28 protein-coding genes and 1 tRNA gene are annotated in these 21,295 nt (G+C 67.1%); 14 read left to right on the forward strand and 15 right to left on the reverse strand.

The window, feature by feature from the left end:
* The 11 genes from tnpA to DFR31_RS13515 all read left to right on the forward strand — a co-directional run.
* Positions 1 to 217, forward strand: a 217-nt coding sequence (tnpA, locus tag DFR31_RS13465) for an IS200/IS605 family transposase (protein WP_121443212.1), incomplete at its 5' end; no start/stop codon positions are given.
* A 61-nt stretch (positions 218 to 278) separates the two neighbouring features.
* Positions 279 to 854: a KdsC family phosphatase gene (locus DFR31_RS13470; RefSeq protein ID WP_121443213.1), complete on the forward strand. Its 576-nt coding sequence runs from the start codon at positions 279 to 281 to the stop codon at positions 852 to 854.
* Positions 838 to 1,419, forward strand: coding sequence for an LPS export ABC transporter periplasmic protein LptC (lptC, locus tag DFR31_RS13475; RefSeq protein ID WP_121443214.1), 582 nt, complete (start codon positions 838 to 840; stop codon positions 1,417 to 1,419). Before DFR31_RS13470 ends, lptC begins: the two co-directional genes overlap by 17 nt.
* The gene (lptA, locus tag DFR31_RS13480) at positions 1,406 to 1,933 is read left to right on the forward strand and encodes a lipopolysaccharide transport periplasmic protein LptA (protein WP_121443215.1); all 528 of its coding nucleotides are present in this window, start codon (positions 1,406 to 1,408) and stop codon (positions 1,931 to 1,933) included. The genes lptC and lptA overlap by 14 nt, the downstream gene beginning before the upstream one ends.
* Complete coding sequence (lptB, locus tag DFR31_RS13485) at positions 1,930 to 2,655, forward strand: LPS export ABC transporter ATP-binding protein (protein WP_121443216.1); 726 nt, start codon at positions 1,930 to 1,932, stop codon at positions 2,653 to 2,655. The genes lptA and lptB overlap by 4 nt, the downstream gene beginning before the upstream one ends.
* Before the next feature lie 159 nt (positions 2,656 to 2,814).
* Positions 2,815 to 4,326, forward strand: coding sequence for an RNA polymerase factor sigma-54 (locus DFR31_RS13490; RefSeq protein ID WP_121443217.1), 1,512 nt, complete (start codon positions 2,815 to 2,817; stop codon positions 4,324 to 4,326).
* A 23-nt stretch (positions 4,327 to 4,349) separates the two neighbouring features.
* Entirely contained in the window at positions 4,350 to 4,697 is a 348-nt protein-coding gene (hpf, locus tag DFR31_RS13495; protein WP_121443218.1) for a ribosome hibernation-promoting factor, HPF/YfiA family, read from the forward strand.
* Between the two features lie 63 nt (positions 4,698 to 4,760).
* Positions 4,761 to 5,231 carry a PTS IIA-like nitrogen regulatory protein PtsN gene (gene ptsN / locus DFR31_RS13500; protein WP_121443219.1) on the forward strand — a complete coding sequence of 157 codons (471 nt, stop codon included), beginning with the start codon at positions 4,761 to 4,763 and terminating at the stop codon, positions 5,229 to 5,231.
* Positions 5,232 to 5,276: 45 nt separating this feature from the next.
* Positions 5,277 to 6,143 (forward strand): RNase adapter RapZ, encoded by an 867-nt coding sequence (gene rapZ / locus DFR31_RS13505; protein WP_121443220.1) that lies wholly within the window; start codon positions 5,277 to 5,279, stop codon positions 6,141 to 6,143.
* Between the two features lie 47 nt (positions 6,144 to 6,190).
* Positions 6,191 to 6,496, forward strand: a complete 306-nt coding sequence (locus DFR31_RS13510; protein ID WP_121443246.1) for an HPr family phosphocarrier protein — start codon at positions 6,191 to 6,193, stop codon at positions 6,494 to 6,496.
* Between the two features lie 103 nt (positions 6,497 to 6,599).
* Complete coding sequence (locus tag DFR31_RS13515) at positions 6,600 to 6,941, forward strand: type 1 pili tip component (RefSeq protein WP_121443221.1); 342 nt, start codon at positions 6,600 to 6,602, stop codon at positions 6,939 to 6,941.
* Between the two features lie 32 nt (positions 6,942 to 6,973).
* Here the strand turns inward: DFR31_RS13515 and DFR31_RS13520 are convergent, their stop codons facing one another.
* Together DFR31_RS13520 and purE are read right to left on the reverse strand one after the other, a co-directional pair.
* Complete coding sequence (locus tag DFR31_RS13520) at positions 6,974 to 8,125, reverse strand: 5-(carboxyamino)imidazole ribonucleotide synthase (protein ID WP_121443222.1); 1,152 nt, start codon at positions 8,123 to 8,125, stop codon at positions 6,974 to 6,976.
* Positions 8,122 to 8,616 carry a 5-(carboxyamino)imidazole ribonucleotide mutase gene (gene purE / locus DFR31_RS13525; protein ID WP_121443223.1) on the reverse strand — a complete coding sequence of 165 codons (495 nt, stop codon included), beginning with the start codon at positions 8,614 to 8,616 and terminating at the stop codon, positions 8,122 to 8,124. Before purE ends, DFR31_RS13520 begins: the two co-directional genes overlap by 4 nt.
* A 108-nt stretch (positions 8,617 to 8,724) precedes the next feature.
* Here purE and DFR31_RS13530 point away from each other — a divergent pair, with 108 nt between their 5' ends.
* On the forward strand, positions 8,725 to 8,961 hold the full coding sequence (locus DFR31_RS13530; RefSeq protein ID WP_121443224.1) for a flagellar basal body rod C-terminal domain-containing protein: 237 nt from the start codon (positions 8,725 to 8,727) through the stop codon (positions 8,959 to 8,961).
* A 130-nt stretch (positions 8,962 to 9,091) separates the two neighbouring features.
* On the opposite strand, the gene DFR31_RS13535 is transcribed toward DFR31_RS13530, so the two are convergent.
* Positions 9,092 to 10,900: a PHA/PHB synthase family protein gene (locus tag DFR31_RS13535; protein WP_121443225.1), complete on the reverse strand. Its 1,809-nt coding sequence runs from the start codon at positions 10,898 to 10,900 to the stop codon at positions 9,092 to 9,094.
* A 110-nt stretch (positions 10,901 to 11,010) separates the two neighbouring features.
* Here DFR31_RS13535 and DFR31_RS13540 point away from each other — a divergent pair, with 110 nt between their 5' ends.
* A complete protein-coding gene (locus DFR31_RS13540) occupies positions 11,011 to 11,814 on the forward strand; it encodes a class I SAM-dependent methyltransferase (protein ID WP_121443226.1) in 804 nt (267 codons plus the stop codon).
* Between the two features lie 68 nt (positions 11,815 to 11,882).
* Here DFR31_RS13540 and DFR31_RS13545 read toward each other — a convergent pair.
* The 6 genes from DFR31_RS13545 to DFR31_RS13570 all read right to left on the reverse strand — a co-directional run bounded on the left by DFR31_RS13545 (position 11,883) and on the right by DFR31_RS13570 (position 14,849).
* A tRNA-Gln gene (locus tag DFR31_RS13545) sits at positions 11,883 to 11,956 on the reverse strand.
* 59 nt (positions 11,957 to 12,015) lie between these two features.
* Positions 12,016 to 12,408: a 30S ribosomal protein S9 gene (gene rpsI / locus DFR31_RS13550; protein WP_121443227.1), complete on the reverse strand. Its 393-nt coding sequence runs from the start codon at positions 12,406 to 12,408 to the stop codon at positions 12,016 to 12,018.
* 23 nt (positions 12,409 to 12,431) lie between these two features.
* Positions 12,432 to 12,860 carry a 50S ribosomal protein L13 gene (gene rplM, locus DFR31_RS13555; RefSeq protein ID WP_121443228.1) on the reverse strand — a complete coding sequence of 143 codons (429 nt, stop codon included), beginning with the start codon at positions 12,858 to 12,860 and terminating at the stop codon, positions 12,432 to 12,434.
* 305 nt (positions 12,861 to 13,165) lie between these two features.
* A complete protein-coding gene (locus DFR31_RS13560) occupies positions 13,166 to 13,477 on the reverse strand; it encodes a (2Fe-2S) ferredoxin domain-containing protein (RefSeq protein ID WP_121443229.1) in 312 nt (103 codons plus the stop codon).
* An 8-nt stretch (positions 13,478 to 13,485) separates the two neighbouring features.
* A complete protein-coding gene (speD, locus tag DFR31_RS13565; RefSeq protein ID WP_121443230.1) occupies positions 13,486 to 14,307 on the reverse strand; it encodes an adenosylmethionine decarboxylase in 822 nt (273 codons plus the stop codon).
* Between the two features lie 131 nt (positions 14,308 to 14,438).
* Complete coding sequence (locus tag DFR31_RS13570; RefSeq protein WP_121443231.1) at positions 14,439 to 14,849, reverse strand: OsmC family protein; 411 nt, start codon at positions 14,847 to 14,849, stop codon at positions 14,439 to 14,441.
* 167 nt (positions 14,850 to 15,016) lie between these two features.
* Here DFR31_RS13570 and crp point away from each other — a divergent pair, with 167 nt between their 5' ends.
* The gene (crp, locus tag DFR31_RS13575) at positions 15,017 to 15,655 is read left to right on the forward strand and encodes a cAMP-activated global transcriptional regulator CRP (protein ID WP_245971207.1); all 639 of its coding nucleotides are present in this window, start codon (positions 15,017 to 15,019) and stop codon (positions 15,653 to 15,655) included.
* Positions 15,656 to 15,679: 24 nt separating this feature from the next.
* Here crp and trpC read toward each other — a convergent pair whose 3' ends face one another.
* The 6 genes from trpC to DFR31_RS13605 all read right to left on the reverse strand — a co-directional run bounded on the left by trpC (position 15,680) and on the right by DFR31_RS13605 (position 21,295).
* Complete coding sequence (trpC, locus tag DFR31_RS13580) at positions 15,680 to 16,483, reverse strand: indole-3-glycerol phosphate synthase TrpC (protein ID WP_121443233.1); 804 nt, start codon at positions 16,481 to 16,483, stop codon at positions 15,680 to 15,682.
* A gap of 2 nt (positions 16,484 to 16,485) precedes the next feature.
* On the reverse strand, positions 16,486 to 17,502 hold the full coding sequence (gene trpD, locus DFR31_RS13585) for an anthranilate phosphoribosyltransferase (protein WP_121443234.1): 1,017 nt from the start codon (positions 17,500 to 17,502) through the stop codon (positions 16,486 to 16,488).
* A 5-nt stretch (positions 17,503 to 17,507) separates the two neighbouring features.
* Positions 17,508 to 18,086, reverse strand: a complete 579-nt coding sequence (locus DFR31_RS13590; protein WP_121443235.1) for an anthranilate synthase component II — start codon at positions 18,084 to 18,086, stop codon at positions 17,508 to 17,510.
* Positions 18,087 to 18,089: 3 nt separating this feature from the next.
* A complete protein-coding gene (trpE, locus tag DFR31_RS13595) occupies positions 18,090 to 19,598 on the reverse strand; it encodes an anthranilate synthase component I (RefSeq protein WP_121443236.1) in 1,509 nt (502 codons plus the stop codon).
* A gap of 112 nt (positions 19,599 to 19,710) precedes the next feature.
* The gene (locus DFR31_RS13600; protein ID WP_121443237.1) at positions 19,711 to 20,400 is read right to left on the reverse strand and encodes a phosphoglycolate phosphatase; all 690 of its coding nucleotides are present in this window, start codon (positions 20,398 to 20,400) and stop codon (positions 19,711 to 19,713) included.
* Positions 20,401 to 20,494: 94 nt separating this feature from the next.
* Complete coding sequence (locus tag DFR31_RS13605) at positions 20,495 to 21,295, reverse strand: TerB family tellurite resistance protein (protein WP_147436983.1); 801 nt, start codon at positions 21,293 to 21,295, stop codon at positions 20,495 to 20,497.

Raw genomic sequence — 21,295 nt, forward strand, 5'->3', positions numbered from 1 at the left:
CCTTCTGGTGAATTACCCACCCAAGGTTGCTGTTTCCACGCTGGTGAATAGCCTCAAAGGAGTTTCCAGTCGGCTGCTGCGCAAACATAGACCTGACCTTCGGGCGCGATATTTCAAAGGGAAGCTTTGGTCGCCGTCCTATTTCTCGGCCTCTTGTGGTGGCGCACCGATTTCCATCGTGCGTCAGTACATCGAACAGCAGCGAACCCCTGAATAGGCGCCTTATATCCCCGCCCTGAACGGCGGGGCTTTACGGCGCGTTCTGGTAAAGTACGGCCATGGACACGACGGACAGCAACCGGCCCGGCTACCACGGCAATGTATCCCCCGCCGTGATGGAACGTGCCGCTGGCATACGTCTGCTGGTGCTGGACGTGGACGGCGTGCTCACCGACGGCAGCGTCTACATCGGTGCCGAGGGCGAGCTCTGCAAGGCCTTCCACATCCACGACGGCAAGGGCATCCGCCTGCTGCAGCAGTCCGGGGTGGACATCGCCCTGCTGACCGCACGGCGCTCGACCCTGCTGGAGCGGCGCGCGCAGGAACTGCAGATCGAGCATCTTATTCAGGGCTCCGGACGCAAGGGCGCCGATCTGGACGGCCTGTTACAGCGCTTGGGCGTACCGGCCGAGGCCTGCGCCTACATGGGCGATGACCTGCAGGATCTCCCGGCCCTGCGCCGGGTCGGGCTGGCTGTCACGGTCGCCGACGGGCACCCCCTGCTCGCCCGTCACGCCCACCTGCAGACCGCCCGCGCCGGTGGCCGGGGCGCGGTCCGGGAGCTTTGCGAACTCATTCTGGCCGCCCGCGGCCAGCTGGATACCCTGCTGCAGGCCCATGAAGACGCGGATTAAACCGCCCCGACTGTTCACGGTCATCGTTATCGGTCTGCTGATCGGCGTTGCCTGGCTGATCGCGGACCGCCCGGACCGGGCGCCACCCCGCCCCGAACCGGTCATCCCGGAGCGGGAACGGGCCGATTACTTCATGGAGGGGTTCACTATCCACGCCGCCGACGAGAGTGGCGCCTGGCGCTACCGGCTGACCGCGGACGATCTCTACCACTACCCCGAGCGCGAGGTCTGGGAGTTCACCCGCCCCGAGGTGGAGATGTTCGCCGCCACCGGGGCCAACTGGTACGGTACCGCGCCACGGGGCAGCGCCTGGGACGAGGCCGAACGCGTGCTACTGCACGAGGACGTCCACTTCTGGCGCCCGGAGAGCCCAGTCAACCGTCCACTGCAACTGGACACCTCTGAGCTTTGGCTCTACCCCGAGGAGGACGTGGCGGAGACAGAGGAACACGCCATACTGCGCCAGGACGCCTCCCACACCGAGGGCGTGGGGGCCAAAGCCTGGCTCAAACGTCAGCAGATCGAATTGAAATCCGAGGTAAAGGGTCATCATGAACTGCCGTAACGCCGCGGCCGCCCTGGTCACCGCCCTGACCTGCCTGGTGCTCATCACCGGGGCGCAGGCCCGCACCCCTGACCGCGAGCAGCCCATAGACCTGGAATCGAATCGCGCCGAAATCGACAACGTACGCGGCATCAGCACCTATACCGGGGACGTGGTCCTCACCCAGGGCAGCATGGTGATCACCGGCGACCGCATGGTGGTCCACACCCGCGAGGCCGATGACCGCCGGGTACTCGACCGGATCGAGGTGGACGGCAGCCCCGCCACCTACGAGCAACTGCCGGAGGACCAGACCGACAAAGTGCACGCCGAGGCCCCGCGGATGGAGTACTACAGCCGCGGCCCGCAGCGGATTTACCTGCTGCAGGGCGCAGAGCTGTGGCAACGGGAAAACCGCATGTCCGGCGAGGAGATCCGGGTCAACCTGGAGACCCAGGAGGCACAGGCGGAGGGCCGCGAGGACCGGCGCACGCGCACCATCTTCTTCCCGGCCGAGGAGACCGACGACCCATGAGTCGTCTGGAAGCCCGGTCCCTGGTCAAGCGCTACCGCCGCCGCACCGTGGTGGAGGAGGCCTCGCTGACGGTGAACGCCGGCGAGATCGTCGGCCTGCTCGGCCCCAACGGCGCGGGCAAGACCACCTGCTTCTACATGGTGGTGGGGCTGGTGCGCGCCGACGGTGGCCAGATCCTGCTCAACGGCGAGGACATCACCGCCCTGCCCATGCATGCCCGGGCCCGCAAGGGCGTCGGCTACCTGCCGCAGGAGGCCTCGGTGTTCCGCAAGATGACCGTGGCCCAGAACATCATGTCCATCCTGGAGACACGCCCCGAGCTGAGTCGCAAGGGCCGCGAGGAGCGACTCCAGGCCCTGCTGGACGAGTTCCACGTGCCGCATCTGGCCAACCAGAATGGCATCAGCCTCTCGGGCGGGGAGCGGCGGCGGGTGGAGATCGCCCGGGCGCTGGCCGCCGACCCGCAGTTCATCCTGCTGGACGAGCCCTTCGCCGGCGTTGACCCCATCTCTGTGGTGGATATCCAGCACATCATCCGCCAGCTCACCGAGCGCGGGATCGGCGTGCTGATCACCGACCACAACGTGCGGGAAACCCTGGGTATCGTGGAGCGGGCCTACATCCTCAGCCAGGGCCGGGTCATTGCCCGCGGCAGTGCCGACGAGGTTCTGGCCAACCAGGCCGTCCGCGAGGTCTACCTGGGGGAGCATTTTCGGCTTTGACCCCCTTTCCGCGGTAAACTGGGAGTACAGGCAGATACCCGGCCCGGCAATGGGCTAGCATGGGATTATCAAAGCGGTGCGTGCCACGACATACATGAAAACAAAGCTCACCCACATCACGATCAATCAGAACGGCCCCCGGGCCCGTTGGGATCGGTCATGAAGCAGTCGCTGCAACTCAAGCTCGGCCAGCAACTCACCATGACACCCCAGCTGCAGCAGGCCATCCGCCTGTTGCAGCTCTCCACCCTGGATCTGCAAATGGAGATCCAGCAGCAGCTAGAGTCCAACGTCATGCTGGAAATGGCCGAGGACGAGCAATTGGAGGACGAGCAGCGGTCGGAGGCGGACGAAGCTGACCAGAACACCGCCGACGAGCCGGGCGAGGACACGAGCGGCGAAGAGCAGAGCGATGCCGAAGCCCCCGCCGCCGAGGAGCCCGCCGCCAGCCAGCAGGACGACATCCCTGACGACCTTCCGCTCGACTCCAGCTGGGACGAGATCTACGACGGCAGCACCCCCTGGAGCCAGCCCGACAGCGAGGATGAGGACCGCGACCCCTGGGCCAACCGCTCCGGTGGCGGTGAAAGCCTCCACGAGCACCTCACCTGGCAGGCTGAGCTCACCCCCTTTACCGAGCAGGACGCCGTCATCGCCCAGGTCATCATCGACTCGGTGCGCGACGACGGGTATCTGGGTGCCGACATCGAAGAACTGATCTCCGCCCTGCCCGCCGAGTGGGAGGTGGAGCCCGAGGAGGTCGAGGCGGTCCTGCGCCGCATCCAGCACTTCGACCCGGTAGGCGTGGCGGCACGCGACCCGCGTGAAGCGCTGCTCATCCAGCTTGAGCAGCTGCCGCCCGACACCCCGCTGCTCACCGAGGCCCGCACGCTGGTGGACCAGTACCTGGACATGCTGGTGCAGCGCCAGTACGCCCAGCTGTGCCGGCGCATGAAGCTCAACCAGGAGCAACTGCGCGAGGTGCTGGCCCTGGTCCAGACCCTGGACCCGCGGCCCGGCTCCCAGATCAGCGACGACGAGACCCAGTACGTGGTCCCGGACGTGGTGGTGCGCCGCATTCACGGCCGCTGGCAGGTGGAGCTCAACCCCGACACGGCCCCGCGGCTGCGGGTCAACAGCTACTACGCCAGCCTGATCAAGCGCGCCGACAACAGCAGCGACAACACCACCCTGCGCAACCACCTGCAGGAGGCGCGCTGGTTCATCAAGAGCCTTCGCAGCCGCAACGACACTCTGCTGAAAGTGGCCCGTTGCATCGTCGAGCGCCAGCAGGGCTACTTCGACCACGGCGAGGAGGCCATGCAGCCGCTGGTCCTGCGCGAGGTGGCCGAGGCGGTGGACATGCACGAATCCACCATTTCCCGGATCACCACCCGCAAGTACATGCACACCCCGCGGGGCACGCTGGAGTTCAAGTACTTCTTCTCCAGCCACGTGCAGACCGTGGATGGCGGCGAGTGCTCGGCCACCGCCATCCGCGCCCGTATCCGGCGACTGGTCGCCGACGAGAACCCGGCCAAGCCACTCAGTGACAGTCGCATTGCAAATATCCTTCAGGAAGAAGGCATAAACGTGGCAAGACGGACCGTAGCCAAGTATCGTGAGGCCATGGCCATCGCCTCGTCATCCGAGCGCAAGCGACTGGCCTGAACCGCAACGTTGAAGGAGGCGGCATGCAAATACAGATAACCGGCCACCATGTGGAAGTCACGGACGCTCTCAAGGACTATGTCCACGACAAGTTCAAGCGCCTGGAGCGCCACTTTGACAACCTGGTGGACAGCCACGTCATCCTCTCCGTGGAAAAGCTTCGCCAGAAGGCGGAAGCCAACCTGCTGATCAGCGGCAACCGGCTGCACGCCGAGACCACCAACGAAGACATGTACGCCGCCATTGACGGCATGGTGGACAAGCTCGACCGGCAACTGGTCAAGCACAAGGAGAAGGTGACCGACCACCACCGCAGGGAGGGCGCTGCGCAGAAGGCAAGTGCAGGGGCCGCGGACGTAGACGCAGAATAGCCACAGCAAACCACTGGCGGCCGGCGTCCTGCCGGCCCCGGCCGCCCTGGGCTGAACATCATCATGAAAATCGCCGAACTCATCACGCCGGACCGAATCCGTTGCGAAGCCGAGGTCAGCAGCAAGAAACGCGTGCTGGAACAGCTCAGCGACCTGCTGACCACGGACGACACCACCCTGGCCGCCCCCCAGGTCTTCGACCGCCTGGTGGCGCGTGAGCGCCTGGGCAGCACTGGCCTGGGCCATGGCGTGGCGCTGCCCCACGCCCGCATGGAGGGCATAGAGCAGGCCCGGGGGGCGCTCATCCGCCTGGGCGAAGGCGTCGACTTCGACGCCTTTGACCGCGAACCGGTGGACCTGCTGTTTGCCCTGGTGGTGCCGGAGCACTTCACGGACGAGCACCTCCAGATCCTGGCCGACCTGGCCGAGATGTTCAGTGACAGCCGCCTGTGCGAGCGGTTGCGGGCCACCGGGGAACCGGAGCGGCTCCACCAGCTGCTGGCCGAGTGGCAGGGTAGTGAGACGGCAGGGTAGCGGCCACCGACACGGCGGCCGCCAGAAGGCGGAGCACCGACATCCATGCAGAACCTCAGGTTGATCATCATCAGCGGCCTGTCCGGGTCCGGAAAGAGTGTGGCGCTGCACACGCTCGAGGATCAGGGCTGGTATTGCATCGACAACCTGCCCGTCGGTCTGCTCAGCGCTTTCGCCCGCCACGTCAACGACAGCTGCCAGGGGGCCAGCGGCCGCTACGCGGTGGGCATCGACGCCCGCAACCGGCCGGAGGACCTGGCCCGCATCCCGGAGATACTCGACGAACTGGGCGGTCTGGGGCTGAACAGCGAGGTGTTGTTCCTGTTCGCCAACCACGAGACCCTCATCACCCGCTTTAGCGAGACCCGCCGCCGCCACCCCCTCAGCGGCGACGATGCCACGCTCGCCGATGCCATCGCCCGGGAAGAGACCCTGCTGGCACCGCTGCGTGCCCGCGCCGACCTGACACTGGACACCAGCGACACCAACGTCCACCAGCTGCGCGACCTGATCCGCGAGCGGGTGGAGCACCAACCCGGCCGGCTCTCGCTGCTCTTCCAGTCCTTCGGCTACAAGCACGGCATCCCGTCCGATGCCGACTACGTGTTCGACGCCCGCTGCCTGCCCAACCCGCACTGGGAGCCCAGGTTGCGTCCGTTCACCGGGCAGGACGCACCGGTGCAGAGCTACCTGGAGGCGCAGCCGGAGGTGGGGCGGCTAATGCAACAGATCGAGGAACTGGTCAGCACCTGGCTGCCCGCCTTCCGCAAGGAGGCACGCAGCTACGTCACCGTCGCCATCGGGTGCACGGGCGGCCAGCACCGGTCCGTCTACCTGGCGGAGCAGCTGGCGCGGCGTTTCGATAACGGCACGGATGCCGTCAGTGTCCGCCACAGGGAGTTAAGCCATTGAGCTGCCAATCCGGGAGCAACCCCCAGGAGCGCCACGGAATCACCACTGTGCCTAGCGAAGAACTCGACATCGTGAACAAGCTGGGGCTGCATGCCCGTGCCGCCGGCCGTTTCTCCGCCCTGGCCTCGGAGTACCCTTGCACCATCCGGGTCACCCGCGGCGAGCGCACGGTGGACGGCAAGAGCGTGATGGGCCTGATGATGCTGGCGGCCGGCTGTGGCAGCCGTATCCAGGTGGAGGCCGACGGCGAACAGGCCGAAGAGGCGCTGACAGCGCTTCGCGACTTGGTGGCGGACGGCTTCGGTGAGGGCACCGGCCCGCAGCGGAGCCATGACACCCCCTCAGACCACTGACCCCCTCCACAGCGCCCGTCCGGGTGCATAATATGGGTGTACGGGGGCCATCATCACAGCCCGCGACGCAATCACCGCCACCATCAGAGGATACCGGGAGCCTATGCAACTGAAGCAGTTGGTCGAGACTTGGGAAGAGACCGCCGCCGAGCAGCGTACGCCTTACGAATACCGGGTGCGCCTGCCCCTTGCGGATGCCGCGAAGCTCGGCGCGCTGGCCGAGATGTACCCCGGCCGCTCCGAGGAGGACCTGATCACCGACCTGCTGGGCACCGCGCTGGATGAACTCGAGGCCACCTTCCCCTACGTGCAGGGGCAGCGGGTGGTGGCCGAGGATGAGCAGGGCGACCCCATTTACGAGGATGCCGGCCTGACCCCCCGCTTCAAGGCGCTCACCCGCCGCAAGCTCGACGAATTACGCGAGACCGGCAAACGCGGGAAGTAGCGGCAGGCGCCGGAAAGCGGAGCGGCGGTCAGTCAGCGATGACCGCCGCCACCCCGTAGCCGCTCCCGGGCCGCCAGGGCGCGGCGGGCCGCATCCTCGCGATCATCCCCGAACGCGGTCAGGTGACCCATCTTGCGGCCGGGCTTGGCATTCGCCTTGCCGTAAAGGTGCAGCTTGGTCTGGCCGTCGGCGAGGGCGGCGGCCCAGTCCGGTTCGCCGTCCTGCCACAGGTCGCCGAGCAGGTTGACCATGGCGGCCGGCCGCAGCAGCCGGGTGTCCCCCAGCGGCAGCCCGGCCACCGCCCGCACCTGCTGCTCGAACTGGCTGCTGAGCGAGGCGTCGAAGGTCAGGTGCCCGGAGTTGTGCGGCCGCGGCGCCAGCTCGTTGACCAGCAAGCGGCCATCGCTGGCCACAAAGAACTCCACGCAGAGCACACCGACCACGCCGAGGGCCTCGAGAATACCCCTCGCGATGTCCTCGGCCTGCTCGCGCAACTGCGGCCCCACCGGCGCATCGGGCAGGGTCACGTCCAGGATATGATCACGGTGGCGGTTCTCGAAGACGCCGTAATGGGCAAAGCTGCCATCCGTACCGCGCGCGGCCACCACCGAAACCTCCATGTGGAAGTCCACGAAGGCCTCCAGCACGGCTGCCTGCCCGCCGATCGCCTGCCACGCACCGGCGGCATCCGCGGGGGTGCGGATCAGGGCCTGCCCCTTGCCGTCGTAACCGAACCCCGCGGTCTTGAGCACGGCCGGCGTCCCCAGCCGCTCCAGTGCATCGACGAGTGCGGCCTCGCTCTCCACGGTGGCAAAATCCCCCACCGGGAAGCCCTGGTCCCGCAGCCAGGTCTTCTCCCGCCAGCGGTTCTGCGCAATATGGAGCACCGTCTCCCGGGGGCGCACCGGCACGTGCTCCGCCAGTAGCTCGCCAGCCTCGGCGGGGACATTCTCGAACTCGAAGGTGACCGCCTCCACCTGCCGGGCGAAGGCGCGCAGGGCCTGCTCGTCGCGGTAATCGGCGTCCACCTCCAGGTCACAGACCTGCCCTGCCGGCGTACCGGTACCCGGCCCGAAGGTGGCCACGCGGTAGCCCATGCGCCGGGCCGCCAGGGCAAACATCCGGCCCAGCTGGCCGTTACCCAGAACACCCAGGGTGGCCCCGGGCAACAGAACGGTACTCATTGCGGCAGCTCGTCCCCCAGCACCTTGTCGGCCTGGCGTTGGCGGAAGTCATGAAGGCGTTGGCGCAGGGCCGGGTCCTCGTTGGCCAGGATACTGCATGCGAGCAGGCCGGCATTCCGGGCGCCGGCGCTGCCGATGGCCAGCGTCGCCACCGGCACCCCGCCGGGCATCTGGACGATGGAGAGCAGGGAGTCGAGCCCTTTTAGCGAGCGGCTCTGGACCGGTACGCCGAGCACCGGCACGGTGGTCATGGCGGCCACCATGCCCGGCAGATGGGCCGCGCCCCCTGCCCCGGCGATGATCGCCTTGAGACCCCGGTCCTCGGCCTGCAGGGCGTAGTTCCGCATCAGCTCCGGGGTGCGGTGGGCCGAGACGATCTTCGCCTCGTGCGGCACCTGAAAGTCATCAAGCACCTGGCAGGCCTCCGACATGGTTTCCCAGTCCGAGCGACTGCCCATGATGACGCCCACCAACGGCTGTGGCTCGCTCATCCTGCTCTTCCCTCCGGTGAAAAACGGGGCAGTATACCAGATTGTCAACCCCCTCGGCAGCACTGTGCTATGATCGGGGCAAAGCGGCAACTTTCTGCCGGAGGGCCTATGGACATCAATAACGCATTTAACAGCGGTCTACAGGGCGTCTATGCCGCCCAGTCCGGCCTGGAACGAGGTGCGGTCACCGTGGCCCGGGAAACGGCCCGTACCGCCGAAGGCTCCGAGGACATCAACACCGCGCTGGTGCAATCACTGAGCTACCAACGCCAGGGCGAGGCCTCGGTCCGGGTGGTGCAGGCCGCGGACGAGATGCTGGGCACCCTGCTCAACGAGCGCGCCTGAGCCCGAGGCGCGCGCCCGGTCCGTCAGGGCCCTTGGTCACCACCAAAAACGCCGCCAGCCCCTCAGGAGGCCGGCGGCGTTTTTGGTGGGGGCCTGTCAACGGACAGGCCTCACCGCGTCGCGCGAATAATCAGCGCTTGTCGTCGTGGCGCTCCTTCACGTAAGCCCCAGGAGCGTCCTCGATCGGCTTGTGTTGGCTGCTGCCCAAATCCTTGGGCGCATCCACCTTGGCGCCACCCTTCTGGGCCAGCCACTTGCCCCAGTCGTTCCACCAGGAGCCGTCGTACTGCTTGGCGCTCGCCAGCCACTCCTCCTGGTCCACCGTCTTCTTGGTGGAGGTCCAGTAACCGTACTTGTTGCGGGACGGCGGGTTGATCACCCCGGCGATATGGCCGGAGCCGCCCAGCACGTACTTGGTCGGCCCGGAGAGCAGGCGCGGGCCGCGCAGGGTGCTCTTCCAGGGCGCGATGTGGTCCTCCTTGGCCGACATGAAGTAGGCGGGCACCTTGACCTTGGACAGGTCGATGGGCTCGCCGGCCAGGGTGATCCCGCCCGCGTCCTTGAGCAGGTTCTTCTGGTACATGTTGCGAAGATAAAAGCTGTGCATCTTCGCCGGCATGTTGGTGGCGTCGGAGTTCCAGTAGAGCAGATCAAAGGGGAACGGCTCGTCGCCCTTGAGGTAGTTGTTGACGAAGAAGGACCAGATGAGGTCATTGGCCCGGAGCATATTGAAGGTGGTGGCCATCTGCTGACCCTCCAGATAGCCCTTGGCGCCCATCTTGCGCTCGAGCATCTGGATCTGCTCCTCGTCGATGAAGACCTCCAGCTCGCCCGGGTACTCGAAATCGAGCATGCAGGTGAGGAAGGTAGCGGCCTTGACCCGGTCATCGCCCTTGGCGGCCATGTAGGCCAGGGTGCACGCCAGCAGCGTGCCACCCAGGCAGTACCCGACGCAGCTCAACTCCTTGCTGCCGGTAATCTCGTTGACCACGTCCATGGCGGCCAGCGGCCCCTCGAGCATGTAATCCTCGAAGGTCTTTTCCGCCTCCTTCTCCGTGGGGTTCTTCCAGGAGATCATGAACACCTGGTGCCCCTGCTCCAGCAGCCACTTGACCATGGAGTTCTTGGGCGAGAGGTCCATGATGTAGTACTTGTTGATCCAGGCCGGCGTGAGCAGCATGGGCCGCTTGTGCACCTGCTCGGTCTGCGGCTGATACTGGATCAGCTGGATCAGGTCATTCTGGTAGACCACCTTGCCCGGCGTGGTGGCGACGTTCTCGCCCACGTCGAAGGCATCCAGGTCGGTCATGCGGATGTTCAGCTTGCCGCCCCCACGCTTGAGGTCGTCAAGCATGTTTTTCAGGCCCTTGACCAGGTTTTCGCCGCGGGTCTCCAGGGTCTTCTCAAGCACCTCCGGGTTGGTCGCCACGAAGTTGGTTGGGGACATGGCGTCGATGAAGGCGCGGGTGTAGAAGTCGATCTTTTGCGCCGTACGATCATCGAGACCGTCGGTCTCCTTGACCGTACGGTGCAGGTAGTCGGCGCTCAGCAGATAGGACTGCTTGATGAAATCGAACAGCGGGTTGTCCTCCCAGTGCTCGCTCTTAAAGCGCCGGTCGCCCTTCCCCGGGCTGACCACCGGGTCGGACTGAAAACCCCAGAAGCGCAGCGCGGAGTTCTGCATCAGGGTGGCGTAGTCCTGCCAGAAGGCCATCTGCGCCTGCCACAGCCGCACCGGGTCGGCCATTGCGCGGGCAGCCCACTCCTGGAAGGGCTTGCTCATGGCCAGGGCATCCTCCACCGAGATATGGTGCTCGGTCTGCTCCTGGGCCAGGAAATCGTTGACCAGCTCCTGGCTGGACGTTGCGATTTCCGACAACACCTCCGAAAGTTCGGACGTATCGGGAGCGGTGGATTCCGTGGACTTCTCGTTCGCCATGCATGCACCTCCGGGGGCTTGGCACTGCCGGGCTGGGCAGCGCTCTCTATTGCGTTCGGGCATAGTACTGTAGTGGCCGCCGCACGGACAAGAAAAGGGAACCGCCGTCAATGACCGAACGCAAGTGCCAGGCCCTACTGGGCGTCTTACCTGAACAGGGTAGCTGCCCGCGGGCGAATGCGCTTGCGGCACGCCTCGGACTCCCCCTGCTGGAGACGGCGCCGGACCAGGCAGGCCTTTACCTGCGCCTGGGGGCCTCCGGCCTGGCCCTCTGCAGTGCCGGTCGGGGGGCGCCCGGCCCGGTTTACGTGACGCTGGATGGCGGACGGCAGGGACGACGACTCCGTCAAGCGAGCCTCAAGCGGGAGGCGCTGGCGCGGGCCTGCGGGCTGCGCGGCGACCAGCCCCTGCAGGTGGTGGACGCCACCGCCGGTCTGGGCCGCGACGCCTTCATCCTGGCCGCGCTGGGGGCGGAGGTCACGCTGGTGGAGCGCCACCCGGTGATCGCCGCCCTGCTGGCGGACGGCCTTGAGCGGGCGCGGCACAGCCACCCGGCTCTGGCCGCGCGGCTGCAGCTGGTGGTGGCAGAGAGCACAACCTGGCTCGCCGGCCTCGCCCCGGCGGACCGCCCGGAGGTGATCTGCCTGGACCCGATGTACCCTGCGGGCAGCACCCGGGGCGCGGTGCGCAAGGACCTGCAGGCGCTGCGCGATCTACCGGCCTGGCCGGACCAGGACCCGGCGGATGACGTTGAACTGCTCCGGGTAGCCCGCGCCTGCGCCACCCGGCGAGTGGTGGTCAAGCGCCCCGGCCGCGCCGCGCCCCTGGGCGACCTGCCCCCGGACTGGCAACTGCCGGGCCGGAGCACCCGGTTCGATGTGTACCGGGGCGCGGGCGATCCGGAGACCGCCTGAACCCGCCGGAAACGTACCCGCCGGAAAAAGAAAAAGGCACCACCCGCGCAGAGTGGTGCCTTTCCTGTTGGCTGGGGGACCAGGATTCGAACCTGGGTTGACGGAGTCAGAGTCCGTAGTCCTACCGCTAGACGATCCCCCAATAAACTGCGCCCGGTGCCCCGGGCTGGGCCGCCGCAATGACGGCCCGAGCCAAACCGATCAGCGCTTGCTGAACTGAGTGGCGCGACGCGCCTTGTGCAGACCGATCTTCTTACGCTCGACCATGCGGGCGTCACGGGTCACGTAGCCCGCCTTGCTCAGCGGCTGCTTCAGCGCCTCGTCGTACTCCACGAGGGCGCGAGTGATGCCGTGGCGGATGGCGCCGGCCTGACCGCTGGGGCCACCGCCCTTGACGGTCACGTGCACGTCAAACTGCTCGGTGGCATCGACCAGCTCCAGCGGCTGACGCACGACCATGCGCGCCGTCTCGCGGCCGAAGTACTCGTCCAGCGAGCGCCCATTTACCTTAATGTCTCCGCTGCCGGGACGCAAGAAAACCCGGGCGCTGGAGGTCTTGCGACGACCGGTGCCGTAATACTGCTGTTCCGCCATGACGTATACCGTTCCTGATCCAATCAGATATCGAGCGACTGCGGCTGCTGGGCAGCATGCCGATGTTCGCCGCCGGCGTAGACCTTGAGCTTCTTGATCATTGCACGACCGAGGCGGTTCTTGGGCAACATGCCCTTGACAGCCTTCTCGATCACGCGCTCAGGCGCCTTGTCGATCAGCTTCTCGAAGCTGATGCTCTTCATGTTACCGATGTAGCCAGTGTGCCGGTAGTACATCTTGTCACTGGCCTTGTTACCCGTCACCGCGACCTTCTCGGCATTGACCACGACGATGTAGTCGCCGGTGTCCACGTGCGGGGTGTATTCGGGCTTGTGTTTACCACGCAGGCGGTACGCCACTTCACTGGCCAGACGCCCCAGGGTCTTACCGGTGGCGTCAACCACGTACCAGTCACGCTGTACGTCTGCGGGCTTTGCGCTGTAGGTCTTCATGAACCGTACTCCGAAGCCTGTGCTCCCTCAGGAAAGGCGGGAATGTTAGCCGAAACGGCCGCGTCAGACAACACCCGATTCGGTGTCCGGTGCCCTCCCACGCGGTGCGATTAAAAAAAAAGGCGCGGCAGGGGGTGCCGCGCCTAACACACCAAAGGAGGATGGAGGAGAAGACCGACTGGCCAAACCATATGACCAACCGGACGTGTGTTATTTTCTTGCAGCGCAGCAGTCCGGTCAACAGAACCGGGTGTGGCGCATTGTCCCACCGCCCCCGGCCCCCTTGCCTTGATGCATTGTGAGGCTCAGATCTTCAGCCGGCTGACCTCCCGGCCGTTGACCAGGTGCTCGTCCACCAGCTCATCCAGGTCTTCCTCGTCCACCCACGTGTACCAGGTCCCTTCCGGGTAGACCACGGCCACCGGCCCCTCCTCGCAGCGGTCCAGACAGCCGGCGGCGTTCACCCGGACCTCTCCCGGTCCGCTGAGCCCCAGCGCCTTGACCCGCGCCTTGACGTAGGCGCGGGCATCCTGTCCGCCGCGGTCGCAGCAGCAGGGCCGGTCGCTGCCCTCGCGCCGGTTGGTGCAGAAGAAGATGTGCCGCCGGTAATAGGCCATGGTCGCTCTCAAACCTCCTGGTCCGGCGCCAGATTGCGGCCAGCGAAGATCTCGGTCATCTCGCGGCGCAGTTGGCGCTCGATCTCACGGCGCTCCACCTCGGGCAACTCGGCCGCCGACTCCCCGAACAGGTAGTTCTCCAAGTCCAGCTCCCGCACCATCATCTTGGTGTGGAAGAGGTTCTCCTGGAAGACGTTGACATCGATCGTGTGGTAGCGCTCTTTGGTGTCGTCCGCCAGGTAATTCTGGATGGAGTTGATGTCGTGGTCGATAAAGTGCTTACGACCGCGCACATCCCGGGTAAAGCCCCGGACCCGGTAGTCCATGGTGACGATGTCGGAGTCGAAGCTGTGGATCAGGTAATTCAGCGCCTTGAGCGGCGAGATCACCCCGCAGGTGGAGACATCGATATCCACCCGGAAAGTGCTAACCCCGTGCTCGGGGTGGCTCTCCGGGTAGGTGTGCACCGTGATGTGGGACTTGTCCAGATGGCCCAGCACGGTCTCCGGCAGCGGCCCCGGGCCCACGCTATCGGCGGCCTCGGCCTCCGCCTCGGAGACCGGCTCCTCGGAGATGAGGATGGTCACGCTGGCGCCCTGGGGCTCGTAGTCCTGACGGGCGATATTGAGGATGTTCGCGCCAATGATGTCGGCCACATCGGAGAGGATCTGAGTCAACCGTTCGGCGTTGTAGACCTCGTCGATGTAGTCGATATAGGCCTGCCGCTGTGCCGCCGTCTTGGCGTAACACACATCGTAGATGTTGAAACTCAGGGACTTGGTCAGGTTGTTGAAGCCGTGCAGGCTCACCCTGGAACCGTGTTCAACCAAAAGCCCGTCCTCCAGTCCGGCCCGTGGTGGTAAAGGTGCCGCCGCGAAAAGCCGGCGGGCGCGTATTATGCCTGACCTGGGCGGCCGTGCCAGCCCCGTTTCCGGCACCGGCCCGGGCCGCGCGGAGGACCTCAGACCAGCTCGTGGCTGTGGGTCACCTCTGCGGCCTTGCCCAGCATGATGGAGGCCGAGCAGTACTTCTCGGCCGACAGCTGAACGGCGCGGGCCACGGCCTTCTCGGAGAGGCCCTCACCCGATACCTTGAAGTGCAAGTGGATACGGGTAAAGACCTTGGGCGGGTTCTCGGCCCGCTCGGCTTCCACGCTGACCTGGCAGTCCGCCACCGCGTGGCGCCCTCGCTGGAGGATGTGCACCACATCAAAGGCGGAGCAGCCGGCGGTGCCCAGCAGCAGCATCTCCATGGGCCGCGGCCCGCGGTTCTCCCCACCGGCGTCCGGCGGGCCATCCATGACCAGGGTGTGGCCACTTTCTGTTTCCGCCTCGAATGCTGCGTTACCCAACCACTTCACGCTTGCCTTCATGGCGACTCCCACCTATACCAACATTGATAAGACTGCGGAGTATATCCATGCGGAACCCCGCTGAATAGGAGATGCGTCGCGATCTGTCGCAGGTCACTTATAATGGAGTACCGAACGCAAGGCCGCACCAGCGGCGCGAGGCACACATAATGATTATGAACGCTTCCATGGCAGGCCAGAATCCGGACTGCATCGAGCAGTTGCTCGCCCAGAGCGAACGCCATCTCTACGCCCCCCGGGCCACGATCATGATGGCGGGCGAGGCCTCGGAGACGCTCTACTACCTGAACTCCGGCAGCATTACCGTGTTCATGGACGAATGCAGCAGCCGCGAAGTGATCATCGACTACCTCTACGCCGGCAGCTTCTTCGGCGCGCTCAGCCTGTTCCGACCTGGTGCGCCCCGCGGGGCGTGGGTGCGTGCCCGCGGGGCTTGTGAAGTGGCGGAGATCCCTTACAGCCGGTTCCGGCAACTGGCCGGCGAACACCCGGAACTCATGGAAATGCTGGCCAGCCAACTGGCCGACCGCCTGCGGCGTGCCCAGCAGAAGATTCACGATCTGGCCTGCCTGGACGTGGCCGGTCGCATCATGAGCGCCCTGCGCGACCTGGCGGCCCGCCCGGAGGCAATGACCCACCCGGACGGCATGCAGGTGCGGATCACCCGGCAGGAGCTGGGGCGCATCGTCGGCTGCTCCCGCGAGATGGTCGGTCGGGTGCTGAAAACCCTGGACGAGGAGGACCAACTGGCGGTCCAGGGCAAGAACATCGTGGTGTTCGAGCGTCCGGACGAGCGCAGCGTTTAAAACGCCGACTGGACGCCCCCGGCGTCACGCCGGAAAGAACAGGTCTTGCAGGGCATCCCCAGGCTGGGGCGCACGCATGAAGGCCTCGCCCACCAGGAAGGCATCCACCCCCGCGGCACGCATGCGGGACACGTCGGCGGGCGTGTGAATACCGCTCTCCGTCACCAGCAGACTGCTGCGTGGCACCCGGTCCAGCAGGTCCAGCGTGGTCTCCAGGCGGGTGCGGAAAGTGCGCAAGTCCCGGTTGTTGATCCCCAGCAGGCGCGGCTTCAATGCCGCCGCCCGCGCCAGTTCATCGGCATCGTGCACCTCTACCAGCACATCCATGCCCAGCGAGCCGGCCAGCTCGTGCAACTCCGCCATGCGCGCATCGTCCAGCGCCGCCGCGATCAGCAGCACGCAGTCCGCCCCCAGCATGCGCGCCTCCACCACCTGCCAGGGGTGGATGATGAAATCCTTGCGCAGCACCGGCAGGCCACAGGCAGCGCGGGCGGACTGCAGGTGGCTGTCGTCGCCCTGGAAGAAGTCGCGATCCGTCAGTACAGAGAGGCAGGCCGCCCCGGCCGCCTCGTAACCCCGGGCGATGGTCGCCGGGTCATAGGGGTCACGGATCACCCCCTGGCTGGGCGAGGCGCGCTTGATCTCCGCGATCACCCCGGGTTGGCCCGCGGCCACCTTGTCAGCCAGGGCGCGGACAAAACCGCGCGGCGGGTCCGCCTCGGCGGCGCGGGCGGAGAGCTTCTCCAGCGGCAGGCGGGCCTGCCGCTCGGTGATCTCCTCGGCCTTGCGCTCGAGGATCTTCTTCAGAATGTCGGGGGTGTCAGACACGCTCAGACCTCCTGGGTGCACTTCACAAACGCCTCCAGCTTGCGCTGGGCCGCGCCATTCCGCAGCGCCTCGGCAGCACTGGCCACCCCGGCATCCAGCGTGGGCGCCTTCTCGGCGGCGTAGAGCGCGGCCCCGGCGTTGATGGCGATGATGCTAAACGCCGGCCCCTCCTGGCCGGCGTACGCCTCTCGGATCAACGCCAGGCTCTCCTCCGCGCTCTTCACCTGCAGGTTGCTGAGCTCCGCCCGGGGCAGGCCGAACTGCTCCGGGGTAATGCGGTACTCGTGGATCTTGCCCTGGTCCAGCTCGGCGACCAGGGTGTCGCTGCTGATGCTGATCTCGTCCAGTCCGTCATCCGCGTGCACCACCAGCACCCGGCGACTGCCCAGAGCGCGCAGGGTCTCGGCCACCGGCACCACCCACCGCTTGTGGTATACGCCCAGCAGCTGGTGCGGCGCACCGGCGGGGTTGGTGAGCGGGCCGAGGATGTTGAACAGCGTGCGCACCCCCATCTCGCGGCGCGGCCCGATGGCGTGTTTCATGGCCGAGTGGTGGTGCGGGGCAAACAGGAACCCCACCCCCACCCGGCGGATGCACTCGGCCACCTGCCCGGCGTCCAGGTCCAACCGGGCCCCGGCCGCCTCCAGCACGTCGGCGCTGCCACAGCTGGAGGAGACGGAACGGTTGCCGTGCTTGGCCACCTGCGCCCCGCCCGCCGCCGCCACGAAGGCGCAGGCGGTGGACACGTTCAGGGTATTACTGGCGTCGCCACCGGTGCCGCAGGTATCCAGCAGGTGCGGCCCCGCCGCCTCCACCCGGGTGGCCAACTCCCGCATCACCCGGGCAGCGGCGGTGATCTCCGATACCGTCTCGCCCTTCATCCGCAGCCCGATGAGAAAGCCGCCGATCTGCGCCGGGGTGGCCTGACCGGTCATGATCTGGCGCATCACTTCCGCCATCTCACCCTCGGTCAGGTCGGTGCCCTCGGTCACCAGCCGAATCGCGCCTTGCATATCCATGCGTATCACCCCTCGAGAAAGTTCTTCAGCAATTCATGGCCCTGGCGGGTCAGGATGGATTCCGGGTGGAACTGCACCCCTTCCACCGGAAGCTCACGGTGGCGCATGCCCATGATCTCGTCCACCCCGCCGTCCGGCAACGCCGTCCAGGCAGTGATTTCGAAACAGGCCGGCAGCGTCTCCCGGCGCACCACCAGTGAATGGTAGCGGGTGGCCTCCAGCGGGTTCTCCAACCCCCGAAAGACGCCCTGCCCCCGGTGCTGGATGGGCGAGGTCTTGCCGTGCATGACCTGGCGGGCCCGCACCACCTCGCCACCGAAGGCCTGACCGATGGCCTGGTGGCCCAGGCAGACGCCCAGGATCGGCACGCGGCCGGCCAGCTCGCGCACCACCGCCAGCGAGATGCCCGCCTCGTTGGGCGTGCAGGGCCCCGGCGAGAGCACGATGCGCTCGGGCCCGAGCCGGCGGATCTCATCGACGGTGATCTCGTCGTTGCGATGGACCACCACCTCAACGCCCAGCTCGCCCAGGTACTGCACCAGGTTCCAGGTGAAGGAGTCGTAGTTGTCGATCATCAGCAGCATGGCTCAGTCCTCCTCCACCGGCGGCGGGTTGTCCAGCCCGTGCTCGGCCATCTCCACGGCGCGAAACAGCGCCCGGCCCTTGTTCAAGGTCTCTTTCCACTCCAGCCGCGGCACCGAGTCGGCCACCACCCCGGCGCCCGCCTGCACGTGCACCCGCCCGTCCTTGATAACGGCGGTGCGAATGGCGATGGCGGTGTCCAGGTTGCCGGACCAGGAGAGGTACCCCACCGCGCCGGAGTAGACGCCGCGCTTGACCGGCTCCACCTCGTTGATGATCTCCATGGCGCGGATTTTGGGCGCGCCGCTCACCGTGCCCGCCGGGAAGGTGGCGCGCAGCACCTCCATCGGCCCCAGCCCGGGCTTCAGCCGGCCGGTGACGTTGGAGACGATGTGCATCACGTGGGAGTAGCGCTCCACCAGCATCTTTTCGGTCACCCGGACGCTGCCGGTCTCGGCGACCCGGCCCACGTCGTTGCGGCCCAGGTCGATGAGCATCAGGTGCTCGGCCAGCTCCTTGGGGTCGTTGACCAGGTCCTCCTCGAGCGCCCGGTCCTCGGCCTCGTCGTGGCCGCGGCGCCGGGTGCCGGCGATGGGCCGTACCGTCACCTCGTCGTCCTCCAGCCGCACCAGGATCTCCGGTGAGGAGCCAGCCACGTGAAAGTCGCCCAGGTTCAGGTAGTACATGTAGGGCGAGGGGTTGGTGCAGCGCAGGGCGCGGTAGAGGTCCAGCGGCTCGGCGCGGAAGGGCACGGACATGCGCTGGGAGGGGACCACCTGCATGCAGTCGCCGGCCAGGATGTACTCGCGGATGCGTTCCACCACCGCCTCGAACTCCGGTTGGGTGAAGTTGGAGCGGAAGTCGGACTCGGAGACCTGCCGCGCCGGGCGCTCGGGGCGATAGACCGAGTCTGCCCGCCGCAGCCGCTCGGCCAGTTCGTCCAGGCGGGTCTGCCCCCGGGCCAGGGCGTCCTCGGCCGCGGGGTCCACCTGCACCACCAGGTAGAGGCGGCCGGCCAGGTTGTCGAAGACCAGCACCTCCTCGCTGACCATCAGCAGGATGTCCGGCACGCCCAGCTCATCGCGGTTGTCGCTGTCCGCCAGGCGCGGCTCGATATACCCGACGGTCTCGTAGCCGAAGTACCCCACCAGGCCACCGAGGAAACGGGGCATGTGCGGGAAGCCGGGCGGGTCGGCGGCGCGGAAGCGGGCCTGGTAGGCCTCGATCCAGGCCAACGGGTCGTCCACCGGGAAGCGCTCGGTGACCCGCCCCGCTACGCTGATCTCCACCTCGTGGCCATAGACCCGCAGCACGGTCTCGCAGGGCAGCCCGATGATGGAATACCGGCCCCACTTCTCCCCGCCCTGAACCGATTCGAACAGGTAAGAGTAAGGGCCCTGGGCCAGTTTCAGGTAGGTGGACAGCGGGGTGTCCAGGTCGGCCAGGATCTCCCGCACCAGCGGGATGCGGTTGTACCCGGCCCCGGCCAGGTCGCGGAATTGTTCAGGTTGCATGCGGACTCTCCAGGTGATGCTAGACGTGGGCTCCCTCTACGCGTCCGGCATCACCATCGACGGCGCGCCCGGCGCTGCCGGGGGACATCCACCCTGGAGAGCGACACGCCCATCACGCCGCCCGGCTCCGCAGCATCCCCGGCAGTTCCGCAAGGCTGTGCAACATCAGATCGGGGAAGGCGTCCTCGATGGCGTTGCCGGCGTTGTAGCCGTAGGGCACGCAGACCACCTTCATGCCGGTGTTGCGCGCCGCGCCCACATCCACCGCCGAGTCACCTACCATCAGCGCCTGCGACGGCTCGACGCCGAGCCGCTCGAGGGCCAGGCGCAGCGGCGCCGGGTCGGGCTTCTTCACCGGGGCGCAGTCCCCGCCCACAACGGTGGCCATGTAGTCGCGCACCCCCAAGGCCTCCAGCAGGGGCTCGGCGAAGCGGCGCGGCTTGTTGGTGACCACCGCCTGGGCAAGGCCCAACTCGGCCACCCCGGCCAACCCCTCGGACACCCCCGGGTACAGGCGGCTGCGCTCGGCTACCCGCTCGCCGTAATACTGGAAGAACTGCTCCAGCGCCGGATCGGTGTGCTCGTCGCCCGGATCGCCGTGGTGCTCGCCGGTGAGCGCGCGCATGATCAGGCGCCGGGCACCGTTACCCACCCAGCGGCGAATCTCCGCCTCCTCGCGGGCCGGCTGGCCGCGGTCGGCCAACACCCGGTTCACGGCCACCGCCAGATCAGGGGCACTGTCCACCAGCGTCCCGTCCAGGTCGTAGAGCACTGCACGTACCTTGCTGAAGTCCGCCTTCATGGATCTCTCGCAGCCTTTCTTTGTAACAGGAGTGCCGTACTTTAACCCAAGGCCACCCCCCGGTGCATATTGGAGTGGCCAGCCCGGGACTTACTCAGTCGTGATGGTGGCGCAAAAGCTCCCAAGCCTCGCGCAGTTCGCGGGTGCGGTTGGCCGCGTGGCGCACCTCCGCGGCGCTGGCACCGCGCGCCTGGACCCGGTCCGGGTGGTGGCGACTGAGGCCGCGGCGATACGCCCGGCGCACCTCGGCGCGGCCGGCGTCCGCTGCCACCCCCAACAGTGCCCGCGCGCGGGCCACCTCGTCCCCGCCCTGGAACGGCTGCCCCGGGCGGCGCTGGCCCACACCCCCGGCCAGGCGCTGATCCAGATCGTGCCGGGCATGACCGAGCCCGCGCCACACCCGCACCAGGAGGCGATACTGCACCGGGTCCGGGGGACCGTCGGCAGCGGCCAGGCGCACCAGCGCGGACAGCACCCGGGGGCGCCACTCCGGCCGGGCGCGCAGCCCCCGCCGCAGGCTGCGCAAAAGAGCGCGCAGCGGTAACCGCCCATCCCGTCCACGGCGGAACAGGGTGATCGCCCGCTGCCGGCGCACGCCGGTGAGGTTCAACTCGCCCAGGATCGCCTCGGTGACCGCCACCTCCGCCTCGCTGACCCGACCGTCCGCCTTGGCCAGCCGGCCCATCAGCGCCAGCAGCACCCCGGCGCAGCGCCGCTCCGCCCCGTCCATCCCGCACCCGGACCAGGCCCAGCCGCAAAAGCGGTGGTGGCGGACCAGCATATCCGCCGCCCACCCCAGCAACAGCCCGGGCACCAACCCCCAGGTCCCGGCCAGCAACCAGCCTGAAAGCAGCCCGAGAAAACGGCCCAGATAGCTCTGCCAGTATCCCCTCAC

It is taken from the genome of Alkalispirillum mobile (assembly GCF_003664325.1).
Taxonomy (GTDB): domain Bacteria; phylum Pseudomonadota; class Gammaproteobacteria; order Nitrococcales; family Halorhodospiraceae; genus Alkalilimnicola; species Alkalilimnicola mobilis.

Bases quoted from the DNA above. Each gene is read 5' to 3' on its own strand.
- DFR31_RS13535 (WP_121443225.1), bottom strand. From the start codon at position 10,900: ATGGCGAACGAGAAGTCCACGGAATCCACCGCTCCCGATACGTCCGAA.
- DFR31_RS13560 (WP_121443229.1), bottom strand. From the start codon at position 13,477: ATGGCCTATTACCGGCGGCACATCTTCTTCTGCACCAACCGGCGCGAG.
- rpsI (WP_121443227.1), bottom strand. From the start codon at position 12,408: ATGGCGGAACAGCAGTATTACGGCACCGGTCGTCGCAAGACCTCCAGC.
- crp (WP_245971207.1), top strand. From the start codon at position 15,017: ATGGCAGGCCAGAATCCGGACTGCATCGAGCAGTTGCTCGCCCAGAGC.
- hpf (WP_121443218.1), top strand. From the start codon at position 4,350: ATGCAAATACAGATAACCGGCCACCATGTGGAAGTCACGGACGCTCTC.
- rapZ (WP_121443220.1), top strand. From the start codon at position 5,277: ATGCAGAACCTCAGGTTGATCATCATCAGCGGCCTGTCCGGGTCCGGA.
- DFR31_RS13490 (WP_121443217.1), top strand. From the start codon at position 2,815: ATGAAGCAGTCGCTGCAACTCAAGCTCGGCCAGCAACTCACCATGACA.
- DFR31_RS13600 (WP_121443237.1), bottom strand. From the start codon at position 20,400: ATGAAGGCGGACTTCAGCAAGGTACGTGCAGTGCTCTACGACCTGGAC.
- DFR31_RS13570 (WP_121443231.1), bottom strand. From the start codon at position 14,849: ATGAAGGCAAGCGTGAAGTGGTTGGGTAACGCAGCATTCGAGGCGGAA.
- lptA (WP_121443215.1), top strand. From the start codon at position 1,406: ATGAACTGCCGTAACGCCGCGGCCGCCCTGGTCACCGCCCTGACCTGC.
- DFR31_RS13540 (WP_121443226.1), top strand. From the start codon at position 11,011: ATGACCGAACGCAAGTGCCAGGCCCTACTGGGCGTCTTACCTGAACAG.
- lptC (WP_121443214.1), top strand. From the start codon at position 838: ATGAAGACGCGGATTAAACCGCCCCGACTGTTCACGGTCATCGTTATC.
- trpD (WP_121443234.1), bottom strand. From the start codon at position 17,502: ATGGATATGCAAGGCGCGATTCGGCTGGTGACCGAGGGCACCGACCTG.
- DFR31_RS13590 (WP_121443235.1), bottom strand. From the start codon at position 18,086: ATGCTGCTGATGATCGACAACTACGACTCCTTCACCTGGAACCTGGTG.
- DFR31_RS13520 (WP_121443222.1), bottom strand. From the start codon at position 8,125: ATGAGTACCGTTCTGTTGCCCGGGGCCACCCTGGGTGTTCTGGGTAAC.
- purE (WP_121443223.1), bottom strand. From the start codon at position 8,616: ATGAGCGAGCCACAGCCGTTGGTGGGCGTCATCATGGGCAGTCGCTCG.
- rplM (WP_121443228.1), bottom strand. From the start codon at position 12,860: ATGAAGACCTACAGCGCAAAGCCCGCAGACGTACAGCGTGACTGGTAC.
- lptB (WP_121443216.1), top strand. From the start codon at position 1,930: ATGAGTCGTCTGGAAGCCCGGTCCCTGGTCAAGCGCTACCGCCGCCGC.
- DFR31_RS13530 (WP_121443224.1), top strand. From the start codon at position 8,725: ATGGACATCAATAACGCATTTAACAGCGGTCTACAGGGCGTCTATGCC.
- ptsN (WP_121443219.1), top strand. From the start codon at position 4,761: ATGAAAATCGCCGAACTCATCACGCCGGACCGAATCCGTTGCGAAGCC.
- DFR31_RS13470 (WP_121443213.1), top strand. From the start codon at position 279: ATGGACACGACGGACAGCAACCGGCCCGGCTACCACGGCAATGTATCC.
- DFR31_RS13515 (WP_121443221.1), top strand. From the start codon at position 6,600: ATGCAACTGAAGCAGTTGGTCGAGACTTGGGAAGAGACCGCCGCCGAG.
- trpE (WP_121443236.1), bottom strand. From the start codon at position 19,598: ATGCAACCTGAACAATTCCGCGACCTGGCCGGGGCCGGGTACAACCGC.